Origin of the sequence: Niabella ginsenosidivorans, from assembly GCF_001654455.1 — a bacterium.
Taxonomy (GTDB): domain Bacteria; phylum Bacteroidota; class Bacteroidia; order Chitinophagales; family Chitinophagaceae; genus Niabella; species Niabella ginsenosidivorans.
Window position 1 is genome coordinate 3,562,728 of sequence record NZ_CP015772.1, and the last position, 21,641, is coordinate 3,584,368.

Sequence of the window (21,641 nt, forward strand, 5' to 3'; positions counted from 1 at the left end):
ATTTTATTGGTTTAAGAATATTTTGTTGGCGTTTAAACGTTATATAGTTCCGTTATAGGCGGCTTCCAGAGCTGCAACATCCAGCTTCTTCATTTTCATTAAGGCGCTCATCATCCGCTGATTTTTTTCCGGCTCGCCTTTACCCATCATTTGCCCCAGTTGCACGGGAATAATCTGCCAGCTGAAACCAAATTTATCTTTTAACCAGCCGCACTGGCTTTCTGCCCCGCCATCTGCTGTAAGCTTCTGCCAGTACTGATCAATTTCTTCCTGGTCTTTACAATCCACTACCAGTGACCCTCCTTCTGTAAAACCAAACCGGTGCTCAACAGAACTATCCATACAGCCCAGTTTATACCCCTTCAGCAGGAACTCACCGTGCTGCACGTTTCCTTCCTTGTCCAGGCTATCTGCGGCATATTTCAACAGACCTAGTTCTTTTGAATCGGGAAATACAGAGGTGTAGAAATGAACCGCTTCTGCTGCACGGCCATTCTGGCTACCGGTAAACATCAGTGTGGGCACATATTTTTGTGTTATCTCCCATTGATCATTGGAATATAGTTGCCAGGATACTCCATATTTATCCTGTACCCATCCATATCGCGGGCTCCAGGGATAGGATCCCAGATCCATTAATGCCTGGCCGCCATTGATCAACTGATCCCAGGCTGAATCCACTTCAGCCGGATCTGTTGTAACCATCATAAAAGAAAGCGATGGATTGATCTGAAACTCCGGCCCTCCATTCAGCAGCATGAACTTCTGACCACTTAATTCAAAAGTAACCACAATACCGGAATCGGCTGTAATAACTGCATCGCGGAAAACAGTTGTATAAAAATCAGCTACTTCCCGGGCGTTGCCGTTTAACCAGATACAGGGATAAATAGAATGCTTCATAACTATTATTTTAACTGGGTTATATTATTTTACAGGCCGGCTGCGTTTTGCCGCGGCTTTTTCTTCTGCATCTTTTATGCGATACCGTACCATCTGTTTTATCAGCTCTTCCGGCAGCGGGTGCTCCAGGGGGAATTGCACTGCGCCCTCAGAGGTCTTATACCCTGTTAACGCATTGGCAAATGCTTTTATTGGCGCCCCGGTTGGATAAAAACCGATATGATGCGCATAGGCAGCATAATAAACCAGAACCGTCTGCGCTTTTATTGCCGGTATATTATAACTGATCACTTCCTCCGCATCTGCCGGTGCCGCCTGCTTTATAATATTCCGGATCTGCTGCAACTGCTTTTTTTGAATACCGGAAACGCTGTTGATGTAACCTGCAACTGTTTTGAATTTTTCAGTCTGCATTTTTATTCATTTGATAGGTAGTTAATTTCTTTATTCTGCCATGCTCCAGCTCAAACACATCTCAAAACAACGCATCCAGCAGATTCCCGTTCCTGAAATGCGCCTGTACTCTCGCTGCTGCTATTACCACATCGTTCTCTTCGGTTATCCCTGAAATGGTTATTACCGGCAGGACGGAAAATGCGTTATTTTCAATTTCCCTGTCAAAGGCTGCCTTGCCCTGCAGGTGAAAAAAACCGGCATGTACCATTCCACATTTTATGTTAACAGGAAAGAATTTTTTCACGACCGTCTTCGCCGAAGCCCTCCATATACTGCGTTACAACTTCTTTATTCATATCCATTGTTTTTATTCTGATATCGGTGTACGCAGCCCCACGCCACAGGATCACTTCACCAGCGCGCCGTTATAAATGCATGCAGCGCTCCCTGTTACCCAGGCATACAGCTTACTGCCTGCTGATCATATCCCATTTTAATAAGTATGATGGCGGAGCGAACCTTTCACGCTCATCCGTTATCCTGTTACCGGTGGGGTCATACCGGCCTCATCCATAAAATATCCATACCGGTTCCCGGCCCGGCTCATTGCTCATTTTTTAAACTGCAGTCCCTGTTTCCTCAGAACCGCTTTCAACTTCGGTATTGTTGACGGACCCATTCCGTGAAGCGCTAAAATTTCCTTTTCAGAGAGCACGGCAAGTTTTGCAGCGCTATCAATTCCTTTTGCTTCCAGCGCCCTGCGTGCAGGAGCGCTGATCGAAACGAACAGGCTGTTCTCCGGCTTCCTTTGCGCCTCGCAAACAGGGCAAACCGGACAAAGACTGGTTTTATAATACTGATGCCCCTGCGGACAAATCCTTACTGTACGATCTTTTGCCATATCCCGGTTATGCAGCCTGATAAATAGAACAGATATGCTCCAACTGATGTGTATGCCGCCGGAGATGATAGGTCCCAAAACAAATCCATTCAAGCCCTGTAAATTCAGCAAGGGTAGGAAAAGGAACACCTGTATACAGCTTCTCCAACCGGTCACCGGTAATATTTTCTATTATTTCCTGCACCCGCTTTTTTATCTGAGCCACCTGATGCTGCCGGTCAAAAGGCCCGTTACCGGGCACTGCATTGGGTGGCGCGTTGAATTTTTTTCCAAAATCCAGAAATATTTCCTTTAAAACAGGTTCGTATTGATCAACAGGCCTTTCCGTAACCACCTGCGGCTGTTGCTGTACATATACAATACCTGATAAAAATTTAATTACGTGATCGGCTACCTGGCCCGGTGTCCAGCTTCCTTCAAACGGAATCTCATTGTAACGGTCCTGCGGTACATTTTCCAGTAAAAAAATAAATGCATTTGCCGCCAGTGTAAAATCCAGCCCCATCTTTTTTGCATCAATCGTACCTGTTTCCATTATGTAGTATTTTAGATGTATAATTGTTTATCCAAAGCAACCGGTTCAATTCAGCACATCTGCACGATGCCCTTGTTCTGCCAGTGAAAAAGTAACCTTACGTACATCGATTGGTTTTGAAGATTCAATACGTAATATATTATCGCAATCTTCCAGATCAAAATTGATCTTTGAATGCGGGAATAAGGATTTTAAGTTCCGCACCAGCAGCCTTGCCGTTGCTTTATCCGGTACATCGGTTTTAAAGATTTCAATTAATTTCATGGTATGCGTTTAGAATAAAAAACAACCCAATACATCATTTTATAATTCAGCCGTACCATAAGGCTTTTGATCCCGACACTAATCCTCTGCAACCAGCCTGCAGCGCTCATCATTTCTAAAAAAGATACTGCAGGGAACCCTGCTTATAAATCCAATTTTTACCTGTAAAATCTTCTGTACAAACCTACGCCCTGTAAAAATGAAAGTAAATACGCAAATACGACATTATCTGGGGTTGATTGCGACAATTTGTATATTTATATTTGTAATTACTAAAATGCAATATGAAATGAAGGACAAGAAAAATGTTCATTTTGTTGTCCGGAAGCAATGAATATTTCCCATACGCAATTCCCTGTTTGCCGGGTAAGCGTCTGGCAATTGAAAAACAAAAAGATCAGATGAAAAAGATAGTCATCCTGTTACTTAAAGGCGCTAACCTGTCTTCTATTGAAAACCCAAGGCAGGGGTTTGAAGAAGCCAATGCATACCTGGTCAATAGCAGCCGGGCTCCTTTATTTGATATACAGCTGGCAGCGCTGGAGCCCAGGGTGCAACTGAACAACGGGCTTTACGAAGTGCAGGCCCATCAACTGGTGCATACAATAAAAAAAGCAGACCTTATTCTAATTCCGGCATTGCAGGAACCTGTTGCTACCTATGTTCAGGAGAACCAGGCCATTATACCCTGGCTACTGCAACAATACCGTTCCGGCGCTGAAATAGCCAGCCTTTGCATGGGTGCTTTTTTGCTTGCCGCTACTGGCCTGCTGGATAATAAAAACTGTGTTACGCACTGGAAAGCCGGCAACCAGTTCAGCCAGTTGTTTCCCAAAGTGCGCCTGCTGACCGATAAAATACTCACTGATGAAAATGGCGTTTATACCAGCAGCGGCGCCTATTCTGCTTCCAATCTTATATTGTATCTTATTGAAAAATATGCAGGGCGCGAGGTAGCTATTTATTGCTCCAAATACTTTCAGATCGACATCCAGCGCAGCAGCCAGTCGCCCTTTATCATCTTTTCAGGGATGAAAGATCATAATGATGATGCCATACGGGAAGCCCAGGAATACATAGAAAAGAATTTTGAGGAGCGGCTGCCGGTAGATACCCTTTGTGAGCGATTTGCGATCGGCCGCCGCACTTTTGAGCGCCGTTTCAAAAAAGCCACCACAAATACCATTGTGGAATACATTCAGAAAGTAAAAATAGAAGCCGCCAAGAAATTACTGGAGCAGGGCCGCAAAACCATACAGGAGATTATGTACGATGTGGGTTACAATGATGTAAAGGCTTTCCGGGATGTGTTTAAAAAGATCACAGGTATGACACCGGTTGATTATAAGCTCAAGTACGAGAAAATAAATGTATGATACCAGTTAGATTTTAAAAATGTACGTCTTCCTGCCGAAGGATATTCTCAAATGAATCCTGACCGCCTTCCCGGTCAGGGCTTCAAACAGCAGGTTCCTCAGCGGTGCTACAAACTGTTATACCATTTACATTAAAAGAACACTGTCACCCGGAGTTTTCCATTTGTAAAAACAAAATCATCCGAAAGTTCGGATGAGGCAATGACAATTATTCTTATGGAGCACCCTGGAGAGGTCATCCCGGACTTATTCCGGGATCTGTTTTTGTTTCCGGGTCCAGATCAGCGATAAATAGATGCCGAAACAATTCCGAACTATCGGAACGGCATGACAAAAAAGAAAGATTGATTTTCAAAACAATAACACATCTGTGATTGACAGCTTGACGAAGGGTGATCATGGTTCGTCAGGTTGTTAATGACAAGTGCCGTACGTTGTTGGAAATAAACCTACATAAGGAACGTCATTCCGAACGGATGGAGCGGAATGATCGGAGGAATCTCTCTGATAATACAGGAATTACGCCGGCTTCTCCCGCTATCGCGGGCTGCGCCCGGATGATGATTGAAAAAATTGTCATCCAATATGCGTAAATGCAACGCTTTTATGCTTACCTCAGCCTGACATACCTTCACCTGGTGCAATTTAAAAGTCTACTGGTATTCATGTGTAGTAGCAATATAAAAAAGCATGATAAAATAAATATCCATTTATACAGGATCAAAGACCCGGAACCTTTCTATAAAGCTGTATTATATTTACGACTAAAGATCTGCAGCAGCCGGTGGTGGGGTTTTTGGAAGAATTCATCCACTTTTTTATTAAACTGGCGACTGTGATCAATCAATGTGGCATGCCCGGAATTGGGAACGATCCATAATTCAGCATTACTGATGCCGGCAGCGATCTGCCGGGTATGCGCCACGGGGATCAGGTCATTATCCCCACCAATGATCAATGCGGGGCATTTGATCTTTTTCAGCTCTTCTAACGCAATATTGGGCTGCTCATAGTCCAGCATAAAAATTTTGTAATCATTCCTGTCATTTACATCTGTTAACGGCAGCCGTTTTTGCCAGGATTGGTATTCTTCCACTCCTTCCAGCCATACATCGGGCCGCAGGCCCACGGAATCAGCCCAAAGATTGGCCCCGGAACTTGCCAGCTTGAGCACTTTATCCGGGTGGCGCATGGCCAGTTCCAGGGCTATGATCCCTCCATCGCTCCAGCCCAGGACATAAGCAGATGGAATATGCATTGCTGTAAGCAAGGCCGCATAATCATCTGCCATCATTTCAAAACTAAGCGAATCCGAGGTATCTGCTGAACGCCCGTGCGCCCGGCTATCGGCCAGGATCACCTTATATTTTTTTGAAAAATAAGGGACGTTATTTGCAAAAGCGCTCATATCGCCGCCATTGCCGTGAATCATTAGCAACGGCTTACCCTTACCATATACTTCTGTGTACATATGAATACCGCGGATATCATAATATTTCCCCACATTGTTATTATACCCGTAAGTCATTACCCGCAGCCGGCCGCAGCCGGCAGCGCCCAAAAGCAACAGGCCTGTAAATAACCAGGTTCTCAGCCAAAATAATTTCATCATCCCAATTCATTTATTTACCGGGCTGATAAAAATACTATAGTTTACCCATCGTTTTATCAATTTTCAAAAATCACCTTTCCTAAATGAAGCGCCCTTCTGTTTCCCCGATCTTAACCAAAATAAAACAATCGTTACCGGTTATTGTATTTTTTATGAGATATTGAAAAAAGCCTTTTAATTTAGCCGCTTTCTTATCATAAAAAAACACATATGAATTTTACAGTGAGAAAATGCAGCGGCTTTATCATAGCCTTACTGATACTGTTCCTGAACAAAGCCATTGCCCAGAAGCTGCAGTGGTCTGCCGATGGGAACAGCTTTTACAGTTTTTCTGAAAATGGCATTTCAGCTATTGACCCTGTAAATCCTGCTAACAATAAAGTATTTATGACCGGGCAGGAGCTTACGCCGAAAGGAGCCTCAAAAGCCCTGAATGTACAAAGCTTTACCATTTCCCCGGATGGTAAACAGATCCTTCTTTTTGCAAATACCCAACGCGTCTGGCGCCAGAACACCCGGGGCGATTACTGGATCTATAACCGGGATTCAAAGATGCTGAGCCAACTGGGTAAAGACCTGCCTGCCGCATCCCTGATGTTTGCAAAATTTTCTCCGGACGGAACGAAGGTGGCTTACGTATCCAAACACAATATTTATATTGAAAACCTGGCAGATCACAAGCGCACACAAATTACCCAGGATGGCACTGACCGCATGATCAATGGTACATTTGACTGGGTATATGAAGAAGAATTCGGCTGCCAGGATGGTTTTCGCTGGTCACCGGATGGCAGCAGGATCGCTTACTGGAAATTAGACGCCAGGGGTATCCGCAATTTTTTAATGATCGACAATACGGATTCCCTTTACTCGTTCACGATTCCTGTGGAATACCCCAAAGTAGGACAGGACCCCAGCTCCTGTACGATCTGGTTTTATGACCTGGCAACAGGAAAATCACGCCGGGCACAGGTGGAAGGTGATCCTGTCCAGCACTATATTCCAAGAATGGAATGGGCGCCCAACGGTAAGGCAATTGTGCTGCAACAACTGAACCGCGCGCAGAATGAAAGCCGTTTGTTTTTGGTGGATGTTGCCGGTGCCAAAGGCAAGGTTTTTTATACAGAAACAGATCCTGCATGGATAGATATCAAAAGCCGGTGGAATGAGAATGATCCTACTGGCTGGGACTGGCTGAACGATAAAGGCGATTTCCTGTGGATATCTGAAAAAGGAGGTTGGCGCCAGATTTACAAAATAAACCTGGATGGAAAAGAATCATTAATTACAAAAGGAAATTATGATGTGATCAAATTTGATTTTTATGATGCCGCTACCCAAACCATTTATTATACCGCGTCCCCGGATAATGCCACACAAACTTATTTATATAAAATAAGCAGCAATGGCGGACAGGGAGACCGGGTTACGCCAACTGCCCTTGCCGGAACCAACGAATATACCATTTCGCCTAATGGTAAGCTCGCATTGCTGAACCATAGCAGCGCCAATGAAATTGCGTATGGCGCCGTGGTAAGCCTGCCACAACACCAGGAGCTGGTAAAAGCGCCCAGAACAAAAGCTGCTGCTCCAAATGATCCTAAAACCGAATTTTTTAAGGTAAAAACCGCAGATGGTGTGGAGCTGGACGGCTGGATGGTAAAGCCGGCCCATTTTGACACAACCAAAAAATACCCGGTTGTATTTTATGTTTATGGTGAGCCGGCATCGCAAACTGTTGTTGACAACTATAGCGCCGGTAAGAACTTTTTGTATAATGGCAGCATGGCGGAGGATGGCTATGTTTATATCTCTATTGAGAACCGTGGCACCCCTGCTCCCAGGGGAAGAGAATGGCGCAGATCTATTTACAAAAAAATAGGGCAACTGAATATCCGTGACCAGGCAATGGGCGCCCGGGAAATTTTAAAATGGAACTTTATTGATACCAGCCGCGTTGCCGTGTGGGGATGGAGCGGTGGCGGATCCTCTACATTAAACCTGCTGTTCCAGTATCCTGATATCTACAAAACCGGCATTGCCATTGCAGCGGTCACCAACCAGCTGCTATACGACAATATTTACCAGGAACGGTATATGGGCGTGCCTGTTGCTTCCAATGAAGATTTTGTAAAAGGCTCCCCTATTACCTATGCAAAAAACTTAAGGGGCAACCTGCTATACATACACGGAACCGGGGATGACAATGTGCATTATCAGAATGCCGAAATGCTGATCAATGAACTGATCAAAGACGGGAAACAATTTCAGCTGATGTCCTATCCCAACCGCACACATTCCATTTCGGAAGGAGAAGGTACAAGAGAGCACCTGTCCACTTTATATACCAATTACCTGAAAACCTACTGCCCTCCGGGTGGCAGGTAAGACCAATAAGGTTTTAAAAACCTTCGCCACCGTTGGTGTTGAATACAGCTTATGTGCCCGGGAAAGGCACCAATGGCATAACAGAGCTTGTTGGTGTTTCTATCGCTGCGAAGCCAGTGTCCAACACTAACAAAGGTGCAAATAGGGCAGGATGCAATGCAAGAGATGAAATAAAGAGCACCTAATACTGTCATTAATATAAAAATATACTACCGAGTAAATTCAAAGTTAAATTTTAATTTTACTCGGTAGCAAGTATTAATCAAGAACAGGTAATATACCTGAAGCATTTCCTCTAAAGAAGTAAATTGAACGCCCTCCCGGTTCTGGTAGCCTTCCTTTCCGGCATATATCAGATAATTATGTTTTGTTTTCAGGTCCTTAATGCATTGGTAAAAGCCGCTAGCGGGAACGGGTGCTTTGCTGTACTCGATTTCAATACAGGCAACAGGCCGTATTCCCTTTACCAGCACCAGGTCTGCTTCTGCCCCATGCTGGGTACGATAATAAAATGCCCGGAGCTTTTTGGGCAGATGCCTGATCACTTCTTCTACCACATAGGATTCCCTGCTACCGCCGATGATGACATTACCGGGCAGTTCAGCCGGTGATGCAATACCGCATACAGCGTGCACAATACCCGTATCCCGCACATATATTTTGGCGGACCGTACAATTCTCTTTTGGACATTGGCTAACCAGGGTTGTAACCGGCGGATAAGGAAGGCCCCTTCCAGGAAATCCAGGTAACGTTTTACGGTTGGCCCACTGATGCCAAGCGACCGGGCATACTGTTCATTGTTAAGCAGGGTGCCGGTATTGGCTACCAGCATTTCCCAGAAATTACGAATGATAACAGGCGACAGGTTGGCTCCAAACAGAAAAGATCAATCCCACTCTACATAGCTGCGGATAAAATTGTCGGCCCAGCGATGAAACGATGCATCGTTCCGGGCAGTCAATGCAGGAGGAAACCCTCCACGAAACCAGTGCCGCTGCAGGCTATACCGGCTATCTCTTGCTTCCGTTAAATTGACCGGTGTTAATTCGACATATGCAAAACGCCCGCCAGGCTTTCTGAAACACCTTTCACAAGATCGGGGCTGGCAGATCCTGTTATTAAAAAGCGCCCGGTTTTGCGGTACGCGTCAATTTCCGGCCACAGTGCCGCAAACAGGTGTGGCATCATTTGTATTTCATCCAGCAATATGAGCCGGTGCCGGTTTGCTTCAAAAAAAGTTCGGGGTCAGCCAGCCTGCGTTGATCTGAAGCTCGTTCCAGGTCGAGGTACAATACGTCCTTTTTCAGCATCCTGGCAACATTTTTAGCCAGTGTTGTTTTTCCTACCTGCCGGGGGCCAATAGAGCTACAGCCGAAAATTTCCGGAGCAGCATTTTTACTTCCGGTATTACTTCTCTGTGTATCATAATTAAAGGTAAATAGATACGAGTAAATTCAAAATACCATTTTAATTTTACTCGGTATTAAATATCTATAAGGTTTTAAAAACCTTATAGATATTTAAAAAAATGCCCGCCAATCAGCGGCGGGCATTTTCATATTGAACAGCGCTACTTTTTAATAGTCATCGTTCAGCGCAAAGGTTGTTTTCCGGTACATCCAGTCGCCACCGGTAAAATCCGGGAACTCAACCGTCTGGTGGCCCAGGGCAATAGACTGCTCGCTTAACGGGGTAATAGCGCTCCACGTTGCAGAATCATACACATCAATGGGTGTAGGTAATTTTCTTTTTGCGGACTCTATAAATGCATGGATCACAAAAAAGTCCATGCCTCCGTGACCGGCTCCTGCCGCATCTTTACCGTATTTTTTCCAGAGCGGGTGATCATATTTGTCTAACCACTCCTTGGCATCATCCCAGGTATGCGGTTTGGAAACGCCTTCTACGTACATGCCGTTATTCACATCCATCCACAAACCTTTGGTACCCTGTACACGGAAGCCCAGCGAATACGGGCGGGGCAGGTTGGTATCATGCTGCAGAATGATCGTTTCGCCGTTTACACAACTGATCTGGGTGGTAACAATATCTCCCAGCTTAAAGTTCACCTTTGCATTTTTATGGGTAGGGCCGCCAACATCCACAATATAATTATGCAGGCCTCTTGATTTGGTGGCAAAGGAATTCAGCGACAGGAAGCGGTTACCCCTGTTAATATTGATGTAATGCGCCAATGGCCCGATGCCGTGGGTAGGATACAGATCTCCATTCCGCCAAACGGAATGATCCGTGCGCCATCTGGATTCGGAATACCCGTCTACATGGCCAAATTCTGCACCTCTACCATAAGGGGTTTTTCCATCATTGAATTTCACACCCCTGAGATCATGCTGGTACCCGCCCTGCAAATGGATCATTTCCCCGAGAATATTCTGGCGCACCATGTTCAGCACAGCCAGCACATCCCGGCGGTAACAAACATTCTCCAGCATCATTACATGACCATTATGCTGTTCTGCCGCTTTTACCACATCCCAATGATCCTGCAGGGAAATGCCTATGATCACCTCTGATCCTACATATTGAATGCCGGCTTCCAGTGCGCCAATGATCATGGGTTTGTGCAGTTCCCAGGGGGTGGCAATAATAACAGCGTCTATGCCTTTTTTGGCATACATTTTCTTCCAGTCGTCAGGGCCGGCTGAATAATATACAGGATGCTTTTTTCCGGCAGCAGCCACTTTTTCTTTTGCAGCTGTAATGGTTCTTGGGTCAATATCACAAACGCCTACCACATCCACATCATTTCTTTTCAACAGTAAGTCCAGGTGCCAGATGCCCCGTGCACCAACGCCCACTATGGCAACTTTTAATTTAGTGGCAGCAGTTGGTTTCAATACGGTTTCGGACGGCAGTATGGCAACTGATGCAACACCTAAACCTGCGGTTTTTACAAAATCTTTTCTATTCATATGCTCTTTTATTGTGTTTCAATAACCGCCCTGTTGAACAGACCCGGTATCGTTTTAAAATACAAACCATCAATTTCCTCAGCTCCATCTCCTGCCTGGAGTTCCAGCATCCGGCACCGGCACAATAAAATATCTGATGCACTCAGCCGGTCTTACTATTCAGATTTAATTAATCCATTAGTTCACAAGCAACTCTAAGGTACCATGAATCCTCTATTCCATCAAAGATACAGGGCCCTTTTTGCCGTTCAACCGTTTGCACAAAATTCAACCAGGCCCGTTTTATTGCAACGGGCGGATCCAGTAGCTATACCGGTAAGTTCCCGGAATGATCCAGTATTTTTTCAGCGGCATGGAGCCCCAGCTGTCAATTCCCTGTACACCCATTTGCTTCAGGTCCACATGCATATAAATAACAGCAGCTTTCTGCAACTCACCGGAATGAAACTGTTTTTTAACCGGGGCCGGATCCAACTGCTCAATGCTATAGGGTAATGCGGCTACAGACAGCACGCTGTCTGCAAGCTCAAAACGAACGCCCATGCCTTTGCTATTGGTCATGCTGATCCAGCGGACATCTGTTTTATTACCACTTTCCTGCGGACGCGCATACGGGAAATACTGCTGATCAATGGTCTGGCTGTATTTTCCGATATTGCTGGCCGTATGCCGGTCCCAATAGTTTTCCCAGGGGCCCCGGCCATACCATTGAATTTTTGAAAACTGCCCGTTAAGCTCCAGGTCATTGCCTACGCGCATTAGAGATTTATAATCGCCTTCAGCAAGGCTGTAATTATTTTTTACAAGCAAGGTTCCATCACCATATACGATAAATTCCTGTTGTGTTTTTGTCTTTCCACCCGGCAGTATAGCCGTAAACTCAACTTTATATTCATTAGCAGACACCTGCTCTGTTTTTGACTGTACTCTGGTAACCTTTTCATACACATTGCGCCAGCTGCGCAGTGACTGGTTCAGGCCGGCGCCAATGTCATTATCTGTTGGCGCGCGGTAGAACCCCGGCTGCGGCCCTTTTGAGATAACCGTTATCCCTCTTAGATCGTATTGTACCAGCGTACCCCTGCCCAGGTCAAAAACTGCTGTAAAGTCATGCCCTTTTAAGGTGAGCAGGTTTCCGTTCCTGCTTCCCGTAATGGCAGCTTTTGTTGCGGGGTGGCTGTATACGGCAGGAGCGCCGTTCCAGGCAAACTGCGCTGCCGCAACTTCATAATCTTTCTCAAGGAAAGGCTCCTTATTTTTCAGACGATAATAGATATTTAAAAAATATTCTTTCCCTGCTTTCGGCCGGTAGAGAACAGGCAATTCAATGCGGGCGCCGGTTTGCGGCTTTATGTTCAGATCGGGCCGGCTTCCTTTTTCGACTACGTTCCCATCTTCTGTAATTTCCCAATCCAGCCTTATATTGGAAAGATCTTTAAAGAAATAACCATTGCTCACCTCCACAGCATTATTCCCTTTATAGATGGTTGCAATATGCTGGTAGACCCTTTTTACTTCAACCGCCATTGGTGTCAATGTGCGATACGCCGTTACCACTCCTTTTACACAAAAATTATTATCACTGAAATTTTCGTCAACCGGTCCGCTTAGCGGGAAATCCCCGCCATATGCCAGAATACGTTTCCCGTTTTTCACTGTATCAATTCCCTGGTCGATCCATTCCCAAATATAGCCGCCCTGTGTTCCCGGCGTGTTTTCGATGGCATCCCAGTATTCCCTGAAATTCCCGAGGCTGTTGCCCATAATATGGGCATACTCGCTCATAATATAGGGTCTTCCGTCTTTTGAATCTTTCTGCCTTGCCACACCGTTGGGAGACGGGTATTGCGGGCAGATCACATCCGTGTTATAATCATATTCCGCACGCTCATATTGTACAGGGCGTATATCTTTTTTCTTCAACCAGTCGTATCCTTCATACATGTTAATTCCATTGCCGGCTTCATTACCAAGCGACCAGGTAATGATAGAAGGATGATTTTTGTCGCGTTCATACATACGCTTTATGCGCTCCAGGTGCGGAATACGCCATTGCCGGTCGTTGGCCAGGGTATATTCCAGGTCATAATACCTGCCATGCGATTCAATATTTGCTTCGTCAATTACATATAAGCCATACTCATCGCAAAGTTCCAGCCAATACGGGTCAGGCGGATAATGGGACTGGCGCACGGCGTTCACATTCAGCTTTTTCATCATTTCCATATCCTTTTCCATATCCGCTTTTGTAAGGGTATGGCCTGTGCGGGCATTATGTTCATGACGATTCACCCCTTTAAAGAAAACACGTTTGCCGTTTATAAGAAAATTCCGGCCTTTTATTTCAATGGATCTGAAACCTACACGAACGGGGATCACTTCCAGCACTTCACCCCTGTTATTTTTTAACGTAATATATAAAGTGTATAAGTAGGGCACTTCTGCAGACCATGTTCTTATGCCGGGAATATTTTTCCGGAAAGAAACAGCTGTTTTATACCGGCCCAATACGGAAACAGCGGGCAGTGTTTCTTTAAAAACAGCATGCCCTGCATCATCTGCCAGTTCCAGCTCAACAGTAGCCGTATCTGCTTTGGAATGCAGCGTTTTCCGGTCTGTTTTATAATTATTCACCTCGCCGGCAAATTCAAAGACCCCGTCTTCGTAATGATTGGTTAAAGTAGCCGATACCTTAAAATCACGTACATCCAGCAATGGTGTGGCATACAGGTACACCTCCCGCTCAATGCCCGAGATGCGCCACATATCCTGGCACTCCAAATAGCTGCCATCGCTCCATCGGTACACCTGTAGTGCAATCAGATTTTCGCCGGGTTTTACATACCGGGTTATATCAAATTCAGCAGCCATTTTGCTATCTTCACTATAGCCCACCTTTTGCCCGTTTACCCAAATGAAGAAGGCCGATTTAACGGCGCCCAGGTGAATAAAAACCTGCCGGCCATCCCAATCAGCGGGGATCACCACTTTTTTACGATAGGAGCCCACCGGGTTATTATCGTCAGGTATGTCATAGGGCGGGCTCAGTTTTTTGCCTGTTTTTGCACGGCCGGCAAATTCATACGGCTGGTTTACATAAATCGGCAAGCCATAACCGTTCAGTTCCCAGTTGGCGGGCACGGGAAAATTGATCCATTTGCTGTCATTGAAATCCGCTTTATAAAAATCTGCAGGACGGTCTTTGGGATTCTGCACCCAGTTAAAACGCCAGCTCCCATTCAGCGATATAAAGTATTTTGACTGCTCTTTTTCTCTTTTTTCTGCCAGCTGCCTTGTTTCAAAAGCAAAAGCATTTGCCCGCATGGGCATCCGGTTCACGGCGACTATTTCCGGCGTCTGCAGTTCGGAAGGAAGTGGTTGTTGTGCGATTCCTGCAATAGATATCCATAACAATGCAACCAATGATAGGCCCTTTTTCATAAAAACATTTATGTATGGTATTGTATATGGCGCTAATATAGAAAAAGCGTTTAAGAAAAAAACGGATTCCGGGAGATTACGGACAGGTACAGCCTGCTACAAAAAACAGCCAATAAAAACACATTTTATTACAGGATCCGCTCCGGTAGCGTATTACAGCCCATGCTCCTTTCCAGGCGCTTACCGGTGCAATCGATTGAGCAGCCCGTTTTAAAAACTGTTATGCGGCACCTCTTTTATGCGCCGGAGGCCGGCCTTTTATTAATGGCAACAAAAAAATTTCCAGCAGCATTAAAAAAGCACCTACCATAATAGAAACATCTGCCATATTGAATACACCGGTCTGAAAATAATGAAAATCCATATGCAGAAAATCCGTTACATGGCCAAACACCACCCTATCGTATAAATTACCGATGCCCCCTCCAATGATCAACCCAAAAGCAATGACCATAAGCAGCGATACCTTGCGTCTTTTAAAGAGATAAAAGGTGACACTCAAAATAGAGGCAATAGGCAGAATGACCAGTACAAATATCCTGAGCGGCATTGGCCAGGAATGTCCCAGGCTTAAAAAAGCACCGGTGTTCTCTACCCTTATCAGGCTCAGAAAACCATCCATTACATGCACCGGCTGCATATAATCCAGCCGTGCCCGGGCGACCTGCTTGGACAACTGGTCGCATGAAATACTGCTGACAACAATCAGCAACAATAAAATGAAACGAAGGGTTTTATTTTTCATTAACAGCTATTGACCAGCTAAAATTAAGCAGCATACTACTTACTTTTATCATTCATCCAGTTTCTGCTTATTGATCCTTTAAGGCTTCACCGTATTGTATTTACACCGTTATAACGACCCTGCAGTTATGCCGTCAATGCCTGCCTGGCAAAATCCAGACAGCGCTTTACTTCCTGTACTGCGTCAGATCCGGCCGGGATCTCATACTCCAGCTCTATAGTAGCGGGTATCTTATATTTTTGTTCTTTTAAAAGATCCAGGATTTCTTTTATAGGTGTATCCCCCTGCCCCCAGGGCACGTTGGCCCCTCCATGCTCTTTTGTTTTACGATCTTTTATGTGCATGGAAGTAATACGGTCGTGCCGGGCCTTTATTAATGCAAGCAGGGATTCTTTTGTGTTACTGCCACCTGATGCCATATAATGCCCGCAATCCAGGTTCATGGAATTATAGGGCGACTGGGCCAACGCAGTGTCCCATACCGTATCAGTTGCCTGTGTATGCGCATGATAGCCTATATACATTTTATGCCTGGCGGCCAGCGTGCCCAACCGTTGTGAGTGTGCAGGGTCTTTAGGCAGCTCCACTGTTACGGATTGTGCGCCCAGCACCTTTGCTGCTTTTAAAGCGTATTCAATTTCAGCATCCGTATTATCGGGGTTAAGCGCATTTGGTTTAAACGCGTAAATATGCACACCGGCTTTGTCGAACATTTTTTTTACTTCCGCAAATTTATCCATCGGTGCATTTGCACGCCATGCTGCAATTTTTTCTTTATCGGAAGGTATGCCGGCATAGGCTTCCACCGGGCCACCCATCAGTTCAGTTGCGCTGATACCACTGTCTGCAATATACTGCAATACCTGTTCTAAAGCCTGCGGCATGCTCCTGTAAGAATAAGTGATCACCCCTATCTGAACGCCTGCAATTCTTGAATCAGGGTTCTTAAAAAATAAAGAAGGACGCGCCAGCACCTTTCCGCCCAATAACAATCCGGCTGAAGCCAGAGAGCCGGTTTGTAAAAAGGACCGGCGGGATATTGTATTTTTTTTATCAGCAAACATATCAGTTTTTTTAAGAGCTGAAGTTAGTGATTTTATCGGAGATCTGACCAGTGATGCGCCTTTAATGAGTACAGTGAAAGAAGTGAGGGATGAGCGGCAAAAAATGAAAAGTGAAAGGCTATCTGTAAGAAGTAAACGATGCAACAGCAATAGTGAACTCCAAAAGTTACATATACGATCAAGGCACACTTCTCTTTTCTGCAGTCAGTGAAAAATTACTGGCCGCAGGCATAAACTGCCACCCCCGGAAGGAGGAGCTTTTTGCTCACCTCCCGTCAAAAAACTTCAATCAACATCTTACGAATATCCAACCGGTATTATTTCTCATCCCTGCTCATGGAGTAAGGAACGTCTGCTTCACCAATACCTCTTGTCTTATTGGGCTGCGCACCCATCGTATAATTGATAACGGCCCCTTTCTGCAGCCTGCTATGACTGAGCCAGTTTTTTGTAAAGGGCTGCCCGTTGAAGGAGGCCGACTGAATATACCGGTTCACATCACTGTTGGCAGGGGCGTTAATAACTATTTTTTTGCCATTTTCCAGGTAGATGGTTGCCTTTTTAAATAATGGGGCCCCTACCACATATTGATCCACAGCCGGTGTTACCGGATAAAATCCAAGTGCCGAGAATATATACCAGGCGCTTGTTTGCCCGTTGTCTTCATCACCACAATAACCATCAGGTGTTGCATGATACATCCGGTTCATGGTTTCCCTTACCCAATATTGCGCTTTCCATGGCGCACCTGCATAATTATACAAATAGATCATATGCTGGATGGGTTGGTTCCCATGCGCATATTGCCCCATATTGGCGATCTGCATTTCACGGATCTCGTGGATCACACTACCGTAATAGCTGTCGTCAAAGACAGGAGGCATCACAAATATGCTGTCCAGTTGCTGTACAAATGCTTTCCTGCCTCCCATCAGATCAATCAGTCCCTGGATATCATGAAAGACGGACCAGGAGTAATGCCAGCTATTTCCTTCAGTAAATGCATCACCCCATTTAAACGGATTGAACGGGCTCTGGAAGCTGCCATCCTTATTTTTTCCACGCATTAAATTATGCGACGGATCAAACAGGTTCTTATAATTATGGGCATGTTTGAAATACGGTTCCAGCTCTGTTTTAGGGTGTCCCAGCGCCTTTCCCAGCTGGTAGATCGTAAAATCGTCATAAGCATATTCCAGCGTACGCGCTGCATTTTCATTAATCCCTACATCATAAGGCACATACCCCAGTTCATTATAAAAAGACACTCCTTTTCTTCCTGTTCCACCCGGCCCTTCAGCATTGGCACCGTGCAACAGCGCTTCATAGAGCTTATTGATATCATACCCCCGCAGCCCTTTTATATACGCATCCGCCACAACGGATGCAGAATTATTACCTACCATTACCGGCGCATAGGCAGGGCTGCTCCACTCCGGCAGCCAGCCGCCTTCCTTATAATCATTGATCAGCCCTTCCTGCATTTCTTTATTGATAGACGGGTACACCAAATTGAGGAAAGGATATAAGGCACGGAAAGTATCCCAGAAGCCGGTTCCGGCAAACAGGTAGCCGGGCAGGGTTTTACCGGTATACGGGCTGTAATGTACCGGGTTGCCAGATGCATCCAGTTCATATAATTTATTAGGGAAAAATAATGTACGGTACAGGGCAGAATAAAAGGTACGCATCTGGTCAATGGTGCCTCCTTCTATTTCAATCTTTTTCAAACGGTCATCCCACTGTTGTTTTGCTTTTGCCATTGTTTGGGCAAAGCCGTCTTTGCCCAGCTCTTTTTTCAGGTTCAGCTCTGCCTGGTCAAAGCTGATAAAGGAGGTTGCGATGCGCATGTTCACTTTTTCACCCTTACGGGTTTTAAAGCCCACAATGGCGCCGGTATGATCTGCGCTGATCTCCAGCTTGGTTTCGTTCAGCTTTTTTCCTTCCCATGTATGGGCGTTTGCAAAGGGCTTGTCAAAATAGATGACAAAGAAGTTTTTAAAATCCGGCAATTTTCCGATGGCATGTTTTGTTGAATAGCCGATGATCTTTTTTTCAGCAGGAATGACCTTAATATACGATCCCTTATCAAAAGCATCGATCACTACATAGGAGCTATCTGATTCCGGGAACGTAAAGCGGAACTGCGCAGCACGTTCAGTAGGCGTCAGTTCGGCAGTTACATCATGATCAGCTAGATACACACTGTAATAATAAGGTTTTGCCACCTCTGCCTTATGCGAGAACCAACTGGCACGTTCATCCTGGTCAAAGACCATTTTACCGGTTACCGGCATAATGGACAGCTGGCCATAATCGTTCATCCATGGTGAGGGCTGGTGTGTTTGCTTAATGCCCCGTATCTTATCCGCATCATAGGTATACATCCATCCATCTCCCATTTTACCGGTCTGTGCGCTCCACAGGTTCATTCCCCAGGGTACTCCAACTGCAGGATACGTATTACCTGTAGACATACTTGGTTTGGACATAGTACCCATTAATGGGTTCACCAGCTCTACCGGGTCATATTTTTGGGCGTTCACTGTATTTACAAGCACTCCTGTTAATAACAACAAGCCAATATGGCCAATCCGCTTCATGAGCAACAAATTTTGAAACTTATTTAATGAATAAAAACCGGTTAAATGCCGGAAACAGGTGGAAAAATACACCAAATTATTAACAAACAGGCTCCTGTCTGCATCAAGGATAAAATGCCGGTACATATTCCTGCTGCCCTGAAGCTTCAGAACGGGGGGAAATACAGCAAACTATTCTATTCTGAGCATTGCTATTTCATGGTATCAAGGATCCGGTCAATATCATTTTCCGTGGTATCCGGGTTTATAAAACAGAAACGGGCAACCGTTTCCATCATTCCCTGCCGGCGATACCTGGTAGGCGTTACCAATGCAAAACCTTCTTCAAGGTTTTTGAAGGTCCAGTGTTTATAATCATCCGGCTGCCATCCTCTTCTCCGGAACAGTACGCAGCTTAAGCCGGGCTCCCGGACCAGCTCCAGCAACGGGTTTGCCGTTATTTTCCGGGCGGCGGCCTGTGCCAGCTCTATTCCCCGTTCTATCGCTTTCTTATAAGTATTGGTACCATGCATGGCCAGTGAGAACCATAAGGGCAGCCCCCGTACCCGCCTGGTAAGCTGTATCTGGTAATCAGAAGGGTTAAAACCATCTGCAGCTTTATCTTTAAAGATATCTAGATAAGCACCTTCCTGCGAATGAGCTTTTTTTGCCAGTTCCGGTCTTTTATAAATAACAGCTCCGCAGTCGTATGGGGAAAACAGCCATTTGTGCGGATCGATGGTAATACTGTCGGCTTTTTCAATGCCTTTGAATAAATGCCTTACGGAATCCGCTGCAAGCGCTCCGCCTCCGTAAGCAGCATCCACATGATACCAAAGGTCATAACGCTTACAAATATCAGCAATACTGTCCAGGGAATCAATGATCCCTGCGTTGGTAGTGCCTCCTGTTGCCACCACGCCCAGCAGCCTGCGCCGTTTATCCGCATCCAGGCTTTCTATTAACTGCGTTACCGCTTCGCCCGTCATCCGGTCTTCCGTATCTATCAGCAGCAATTCTGCATCAATGATCTTTGCCATTGCCCTTACAGAAGAGTGCGCGCCTGTAGAGGTGATCAGTACTCCTTTATGATGATCGTGCTCCGGATCTTTTGATCGCCAGTATTCCCGCGCGGTGATCATTGCTGAAAGATTGGCAGCTGTGCCACCGCTTGTAAACACGCCAAAAGCGCCTTTGGGCATGCCCGTCAGCGACACCAGCCATTCCATTGCCTGATTCTCTGCAAAAATGCCACCGGCGCCTTCCATCCAGTAAGCTCCGTGAATGGAGGATGCGGAAGTAACCAGGTCAAACATTACAGCCGCGCGCGACGGTGCAGCCGGCACAAATGCAAGATGCCGGGGGTGATCGATAGAAGCCGTTGCTTTTTCCAGCACATTTTTCCATAATTCCAGTGCCCGTTCCCCGCCGATCCCTTCCGGAGTAATGGTTGCTCCTACTAAAGCCTTTAACTCTTCGGCCGATTTAAACTTCCCAAGCTTCCTGTCTTTTTCGGTAATACGATGAATCACATATTTGGTAATGTCAAGCGTCATTTCGATCAGGTCAATATCAATATCATGCATATTCTTAGACATATCAGTTTATTGAGGTAACAAATGTAATCACATAATCGGCAAAAGAAGAAGGATTTGCTGCTATCGCCTGCTAACCAGGCACTGTCTGTCAGCTATTTTACCGGTCATCAATTAATTGAAGCAGATCTTTGCTATTTTGTATCTTGCCCGTGCATTGAAAGAGCATCCTGTTTTAATTATCATTGTTGTAAGCTTTGTTGCCACGCTTGTTCGTTCCACCTTCGGTTTTGGAGAGTCGATGGTAGCCGTGCCGCTGTTCCTCTGGATATTGCCGGCTAAGATTGCGGTACCATTGTCGGCCCTGCTTTCTGTTACGGTTGCCCTGGTGATCCTGGTGCAGGATCACCGGAAGATCCATTTTCACAGCGCCAAATGGCTGGTTATTTATGCTGCCTTGGGCATTCCTATAGGATTGTTACTGCTGGTATATGGCAGCGAGCCCCTGATCGTTTCCGGCCTCGGTATCTTTTTAATTGGCTATTCCGTTTATTCCCTTCGTTATAAAAACAAATTCCACCTGCAAAAGGACAATAAGCTATTATTGTTTTTATGCGGATTTTTTTCGGGTATTTTTGGCGGCGCTTACAGTATTAACGGCCCGGCATTAGTGATCTATGGCAACCTGCGCCGCTGGCCGGCAAAAACATTCCGGGCAACCCTTCAGGCCTATTTTTTACCGGCAAGCTTCCTGGGCCTTGCGGGGTTCTGGTGGAAAGGCTTACTGGATCTTCACTTATTTATTTATTTTGGTTATGCATTTGCCGGTGCGTTTCCGGCTATATTCCTGGGCAGGTATTTCAATGGCCGGCTTAAAGACCAATCCTTCTTTGATTATGTATATGCGGGGCTCATCCTTATTGGTGCGCTGCTGATTTACAGGGGCATCCGGTAGTCAGTAAAGA

Annotated in this window: 17 protein-coding genes and 1 pseudogene; 3 read left to right on the forward strand and 15 right to left on the reverse strand. The window is 45.6% G+C overall.

Features of this window, described 5'->3' with window-relative positions; all coding sequences use genetic code 11:
* Positions 1 to 39 precede the first annotated feature (39 nt).
* The 6 genes from A8C56_RS14965 to A8C56_RS14990 all read right to left on the reverse strand — a co-directional run bounded on the left by A8C56_RS14965 (position 40) and on the right by A8C56_RS14990 (position 2,999).
* Positions 40 to 903 (reverse strand): VOC family protein, encoded by an 864-nt coding sequence (locus A8C56_RS14965; RefSeq protein ID WP_067757652.1) that lies wholly within the window; start codon positions 901 to 903, stop codon positions 40 to 42.
* A 24-nt stretch (positions 904 to 927) separates the two neighbouring features.
* A complete protein-coding gene (locus A8C56_RS14970; protein ID WP_067757655.1) occupies positions 928 to 1,317 on the reverse strand; it encodes an iron chaperone in 390 nt (129 codons plus the stop codon).
* 61 nt (positions 1,318 to 1,378) lie between these two features.
* Positions 1,379 to 1,567, reverse strand: a complete 189-nt coding sequence (locus tag A8C56_RS14975; protein ID WP_067757658.1) for a hypothetical protein — start codon at positions 1,565 to 1,567, stop codon at positions 1,379 to 1,381.
* 342 nt (positions 1,568 to 1,909) lie between these two features.
* A complete protein-coding gene (locus tag A8C56_RS14980) occupies positions 1,910 to 2,200 on the reverse strand; it encodes a helix-hairpin-helix domain-containing protein (protein WP_067757661.1) in 291 nt (96 codons plus the stop codon).
* Positions 2,201 to 2,207: 7 nt separating this feature from the next.
* Positions 2,208 to 2,735, reverse strand: a complete 528-nt coding sequence (locus A8C56_RS14985; protein WP_067757664.1) for a DinB family protein — start codon at positions 2,733 to 2,735, stop codon at positions 2,208 to 2,210.
* A 45-nt stretch (positions 2,736 to 2,780) separates the two neighbouring features.
* Entirely contained in the window at positions 2,781 to 2,999 is a 219-nt protein-coding gene (locus A8C56_RS14990) for a hypothetical protein (protein ID WP_067757667.1), read from the reverse strand.
* Positions 3,000 to 3,400: 401 nt separating this feature from the next.
* On the opposite strand from A8C56_RS14990, the gene A8C56_RS14995 reads away from it, so the two are divergent.
* On the forward strand, positions 3,401 to 4,375 hold the full coding sequence (locus A8C56_RS14995) for a GlxA family transcriptional regulator (protein WP_067762087.1): 975 nt from the start codon (positions 3,401 to 3,403) through the stop codon (positions 4,373 to 4,375).
* A 739-nt stretch (positions 4,376 to 5,114) separates the two neighbouring features.
* Here the strand turns inward: A8C56_RS14995 and A8C56_RS15000 are convergent.
* Entirely contained in the window at positions 5,115 to 5,987 is an 873-nt protein-coding gene (locus A8C56_RS15000) for an alpha/beta fold hydrolase (RefSeq protein WP_067757670.1), read from the reverse strand.
* 210 nt (positions 5,988 to 6,197) lie between these two features.
* Between A8C56_RS15000 and A8C56_RS15005 the strand changes: the two genes are divergently transcribed.
* Complete coding sequence (locus A8C56_RS15005) at positions 6,198 to 8,375, forward strand: S9 family peptidase (RefSeq protein ID WP_067757673.1); 2,178 nt, start codon at positions 6,198 to 6,200, stop codon at positions 8,373 to 8,375.
* Between the two features lie 209 nt (positions 8,376 to 8,584).
* Here the strand turns inward: A8C56_RS15005 and A8C56_RS15010 are convergent, their stop codons facing one another.
* The 8 genes and pseudogenes from A8C56_RS15010 to A8C56_RS15040 form a co-directional block, all read right to left on the reverse strand.
* A complete protein-coding gene (locus A8C56_RS15010; RefSeq protein WP_067757676.1) occupies positions 8,585 to 9,208 on the reverse strand; it encodes an ATP-binding protein in 624 nt (207 codons plus the stop codon).
* A gap of 209 nt (positions 9,209 to 9,417) precedes the next feature.
* A pseudogene (locus tag A8C56_RS25530) lies at positions 9,418 to 9,686 on the reverse strand (AAA family ATPase).
* 267 nt (positions 9,687 to 9,953) lie between these two features.
* The gene (locus A8C56_RS15015; protein ID WP_067757679.1) at positions 9,954 to 11,309 is read right to left on the reverse strand and encodes a Gfo/Idh/MocA family protein; all 1,356 of its coding nucleotides are present in this window, start codon (positions 11,307 to 11,309) and stop codon (positions 9,954 to 9,956) included.
* A 282-nt stretch (positions 11,310 to 11,591) separates the two neighbouring features.
* Positions 11,592 to 14,750 carry a glycoside hydrolase family 2 TIM barrel-domain containing protein gene (locus tag A8C56_RS15020; RefSeq protein ID WP_067757681.1) on the reverse strand — a complete coding sequence of 1,053 codons (3,159 nt, stop codon included), beginning with the start codon at positions 14,748 to 14,750 and terminating at the stop codon, positions 11,592 to 11,594.
* A 220-nt stretch (positions 14,751 to 14,970) separates the two neighbouring features.
* Positions 14,971 to 15,495: a signal peptidase II gene (gene lspA, locus A8C56_RS15025; RefSeq protein ID WP_067757684.1), complete on the reverse strand. Its 525-nt coding sequence runs from the start codon at positions 15,493 to 15,495 to the stop codon at positions 14,971 to 14,973.
* A 125-nt stretch (positions 15,496 to 15,620) separates the two neighbouring features.
* Positions 15,621 to 16,559, reverse strand: coding sequence for a sugar phosphate isomerase/epimerase family protein (locus A8C56_RS15030; protein WP_067757687.1), 939 nt, complete (start codon positions 16,557 to 16,559; stop codon positions 15,621 to 15,623).
* A gap of 317 nt (positions 16,560 to 16,876) precedes the next feature.
* On the reverse strand, positions 16,877 to 19,162 hold the full coding sequence (locus A8C56_RS15035) for a GH92 family glycosyl hydrolase (RefSeq protein WP_067762089.1): 2,286 nt from the start codon (positions 19,160 to 19,162) through the stop codon (positions 16,877 to 16,879).
* Between the two features lie 191 nt (positions 19,163 to 19,353).
* Complete coding sequence (locus tag A8C56_RS15040; protein ID WP_218917191.1) at positions 19,354 to 20,739, reverse strand: pyridoxal phosphate-dependent decarboxylase family protein; 1,386 nt, start codon at positions 20,737 to 20,739, stop codon at positions 19,354 to 19,356.
* A gap of 115 nt (positions 20,740 to 20,854) precedes the next feature.
* On the opposite strand from A8C56_RS15040, the gene A8C56_RS15045 reads away from it, so the two are divergent.
* Entirely contained in the window at positions 20,855 to 21,631 is a 777-nt protein-coding gene (locus tag A8C56_RS15045) for a sulfite exporter TauE/SafE family protein (RefSeq protein ID WP_245645506.1), read from the forward strand.
* The last annotated feature ends 10 nt before the right edge of the window (positions 21,632 to 21,641 follow it).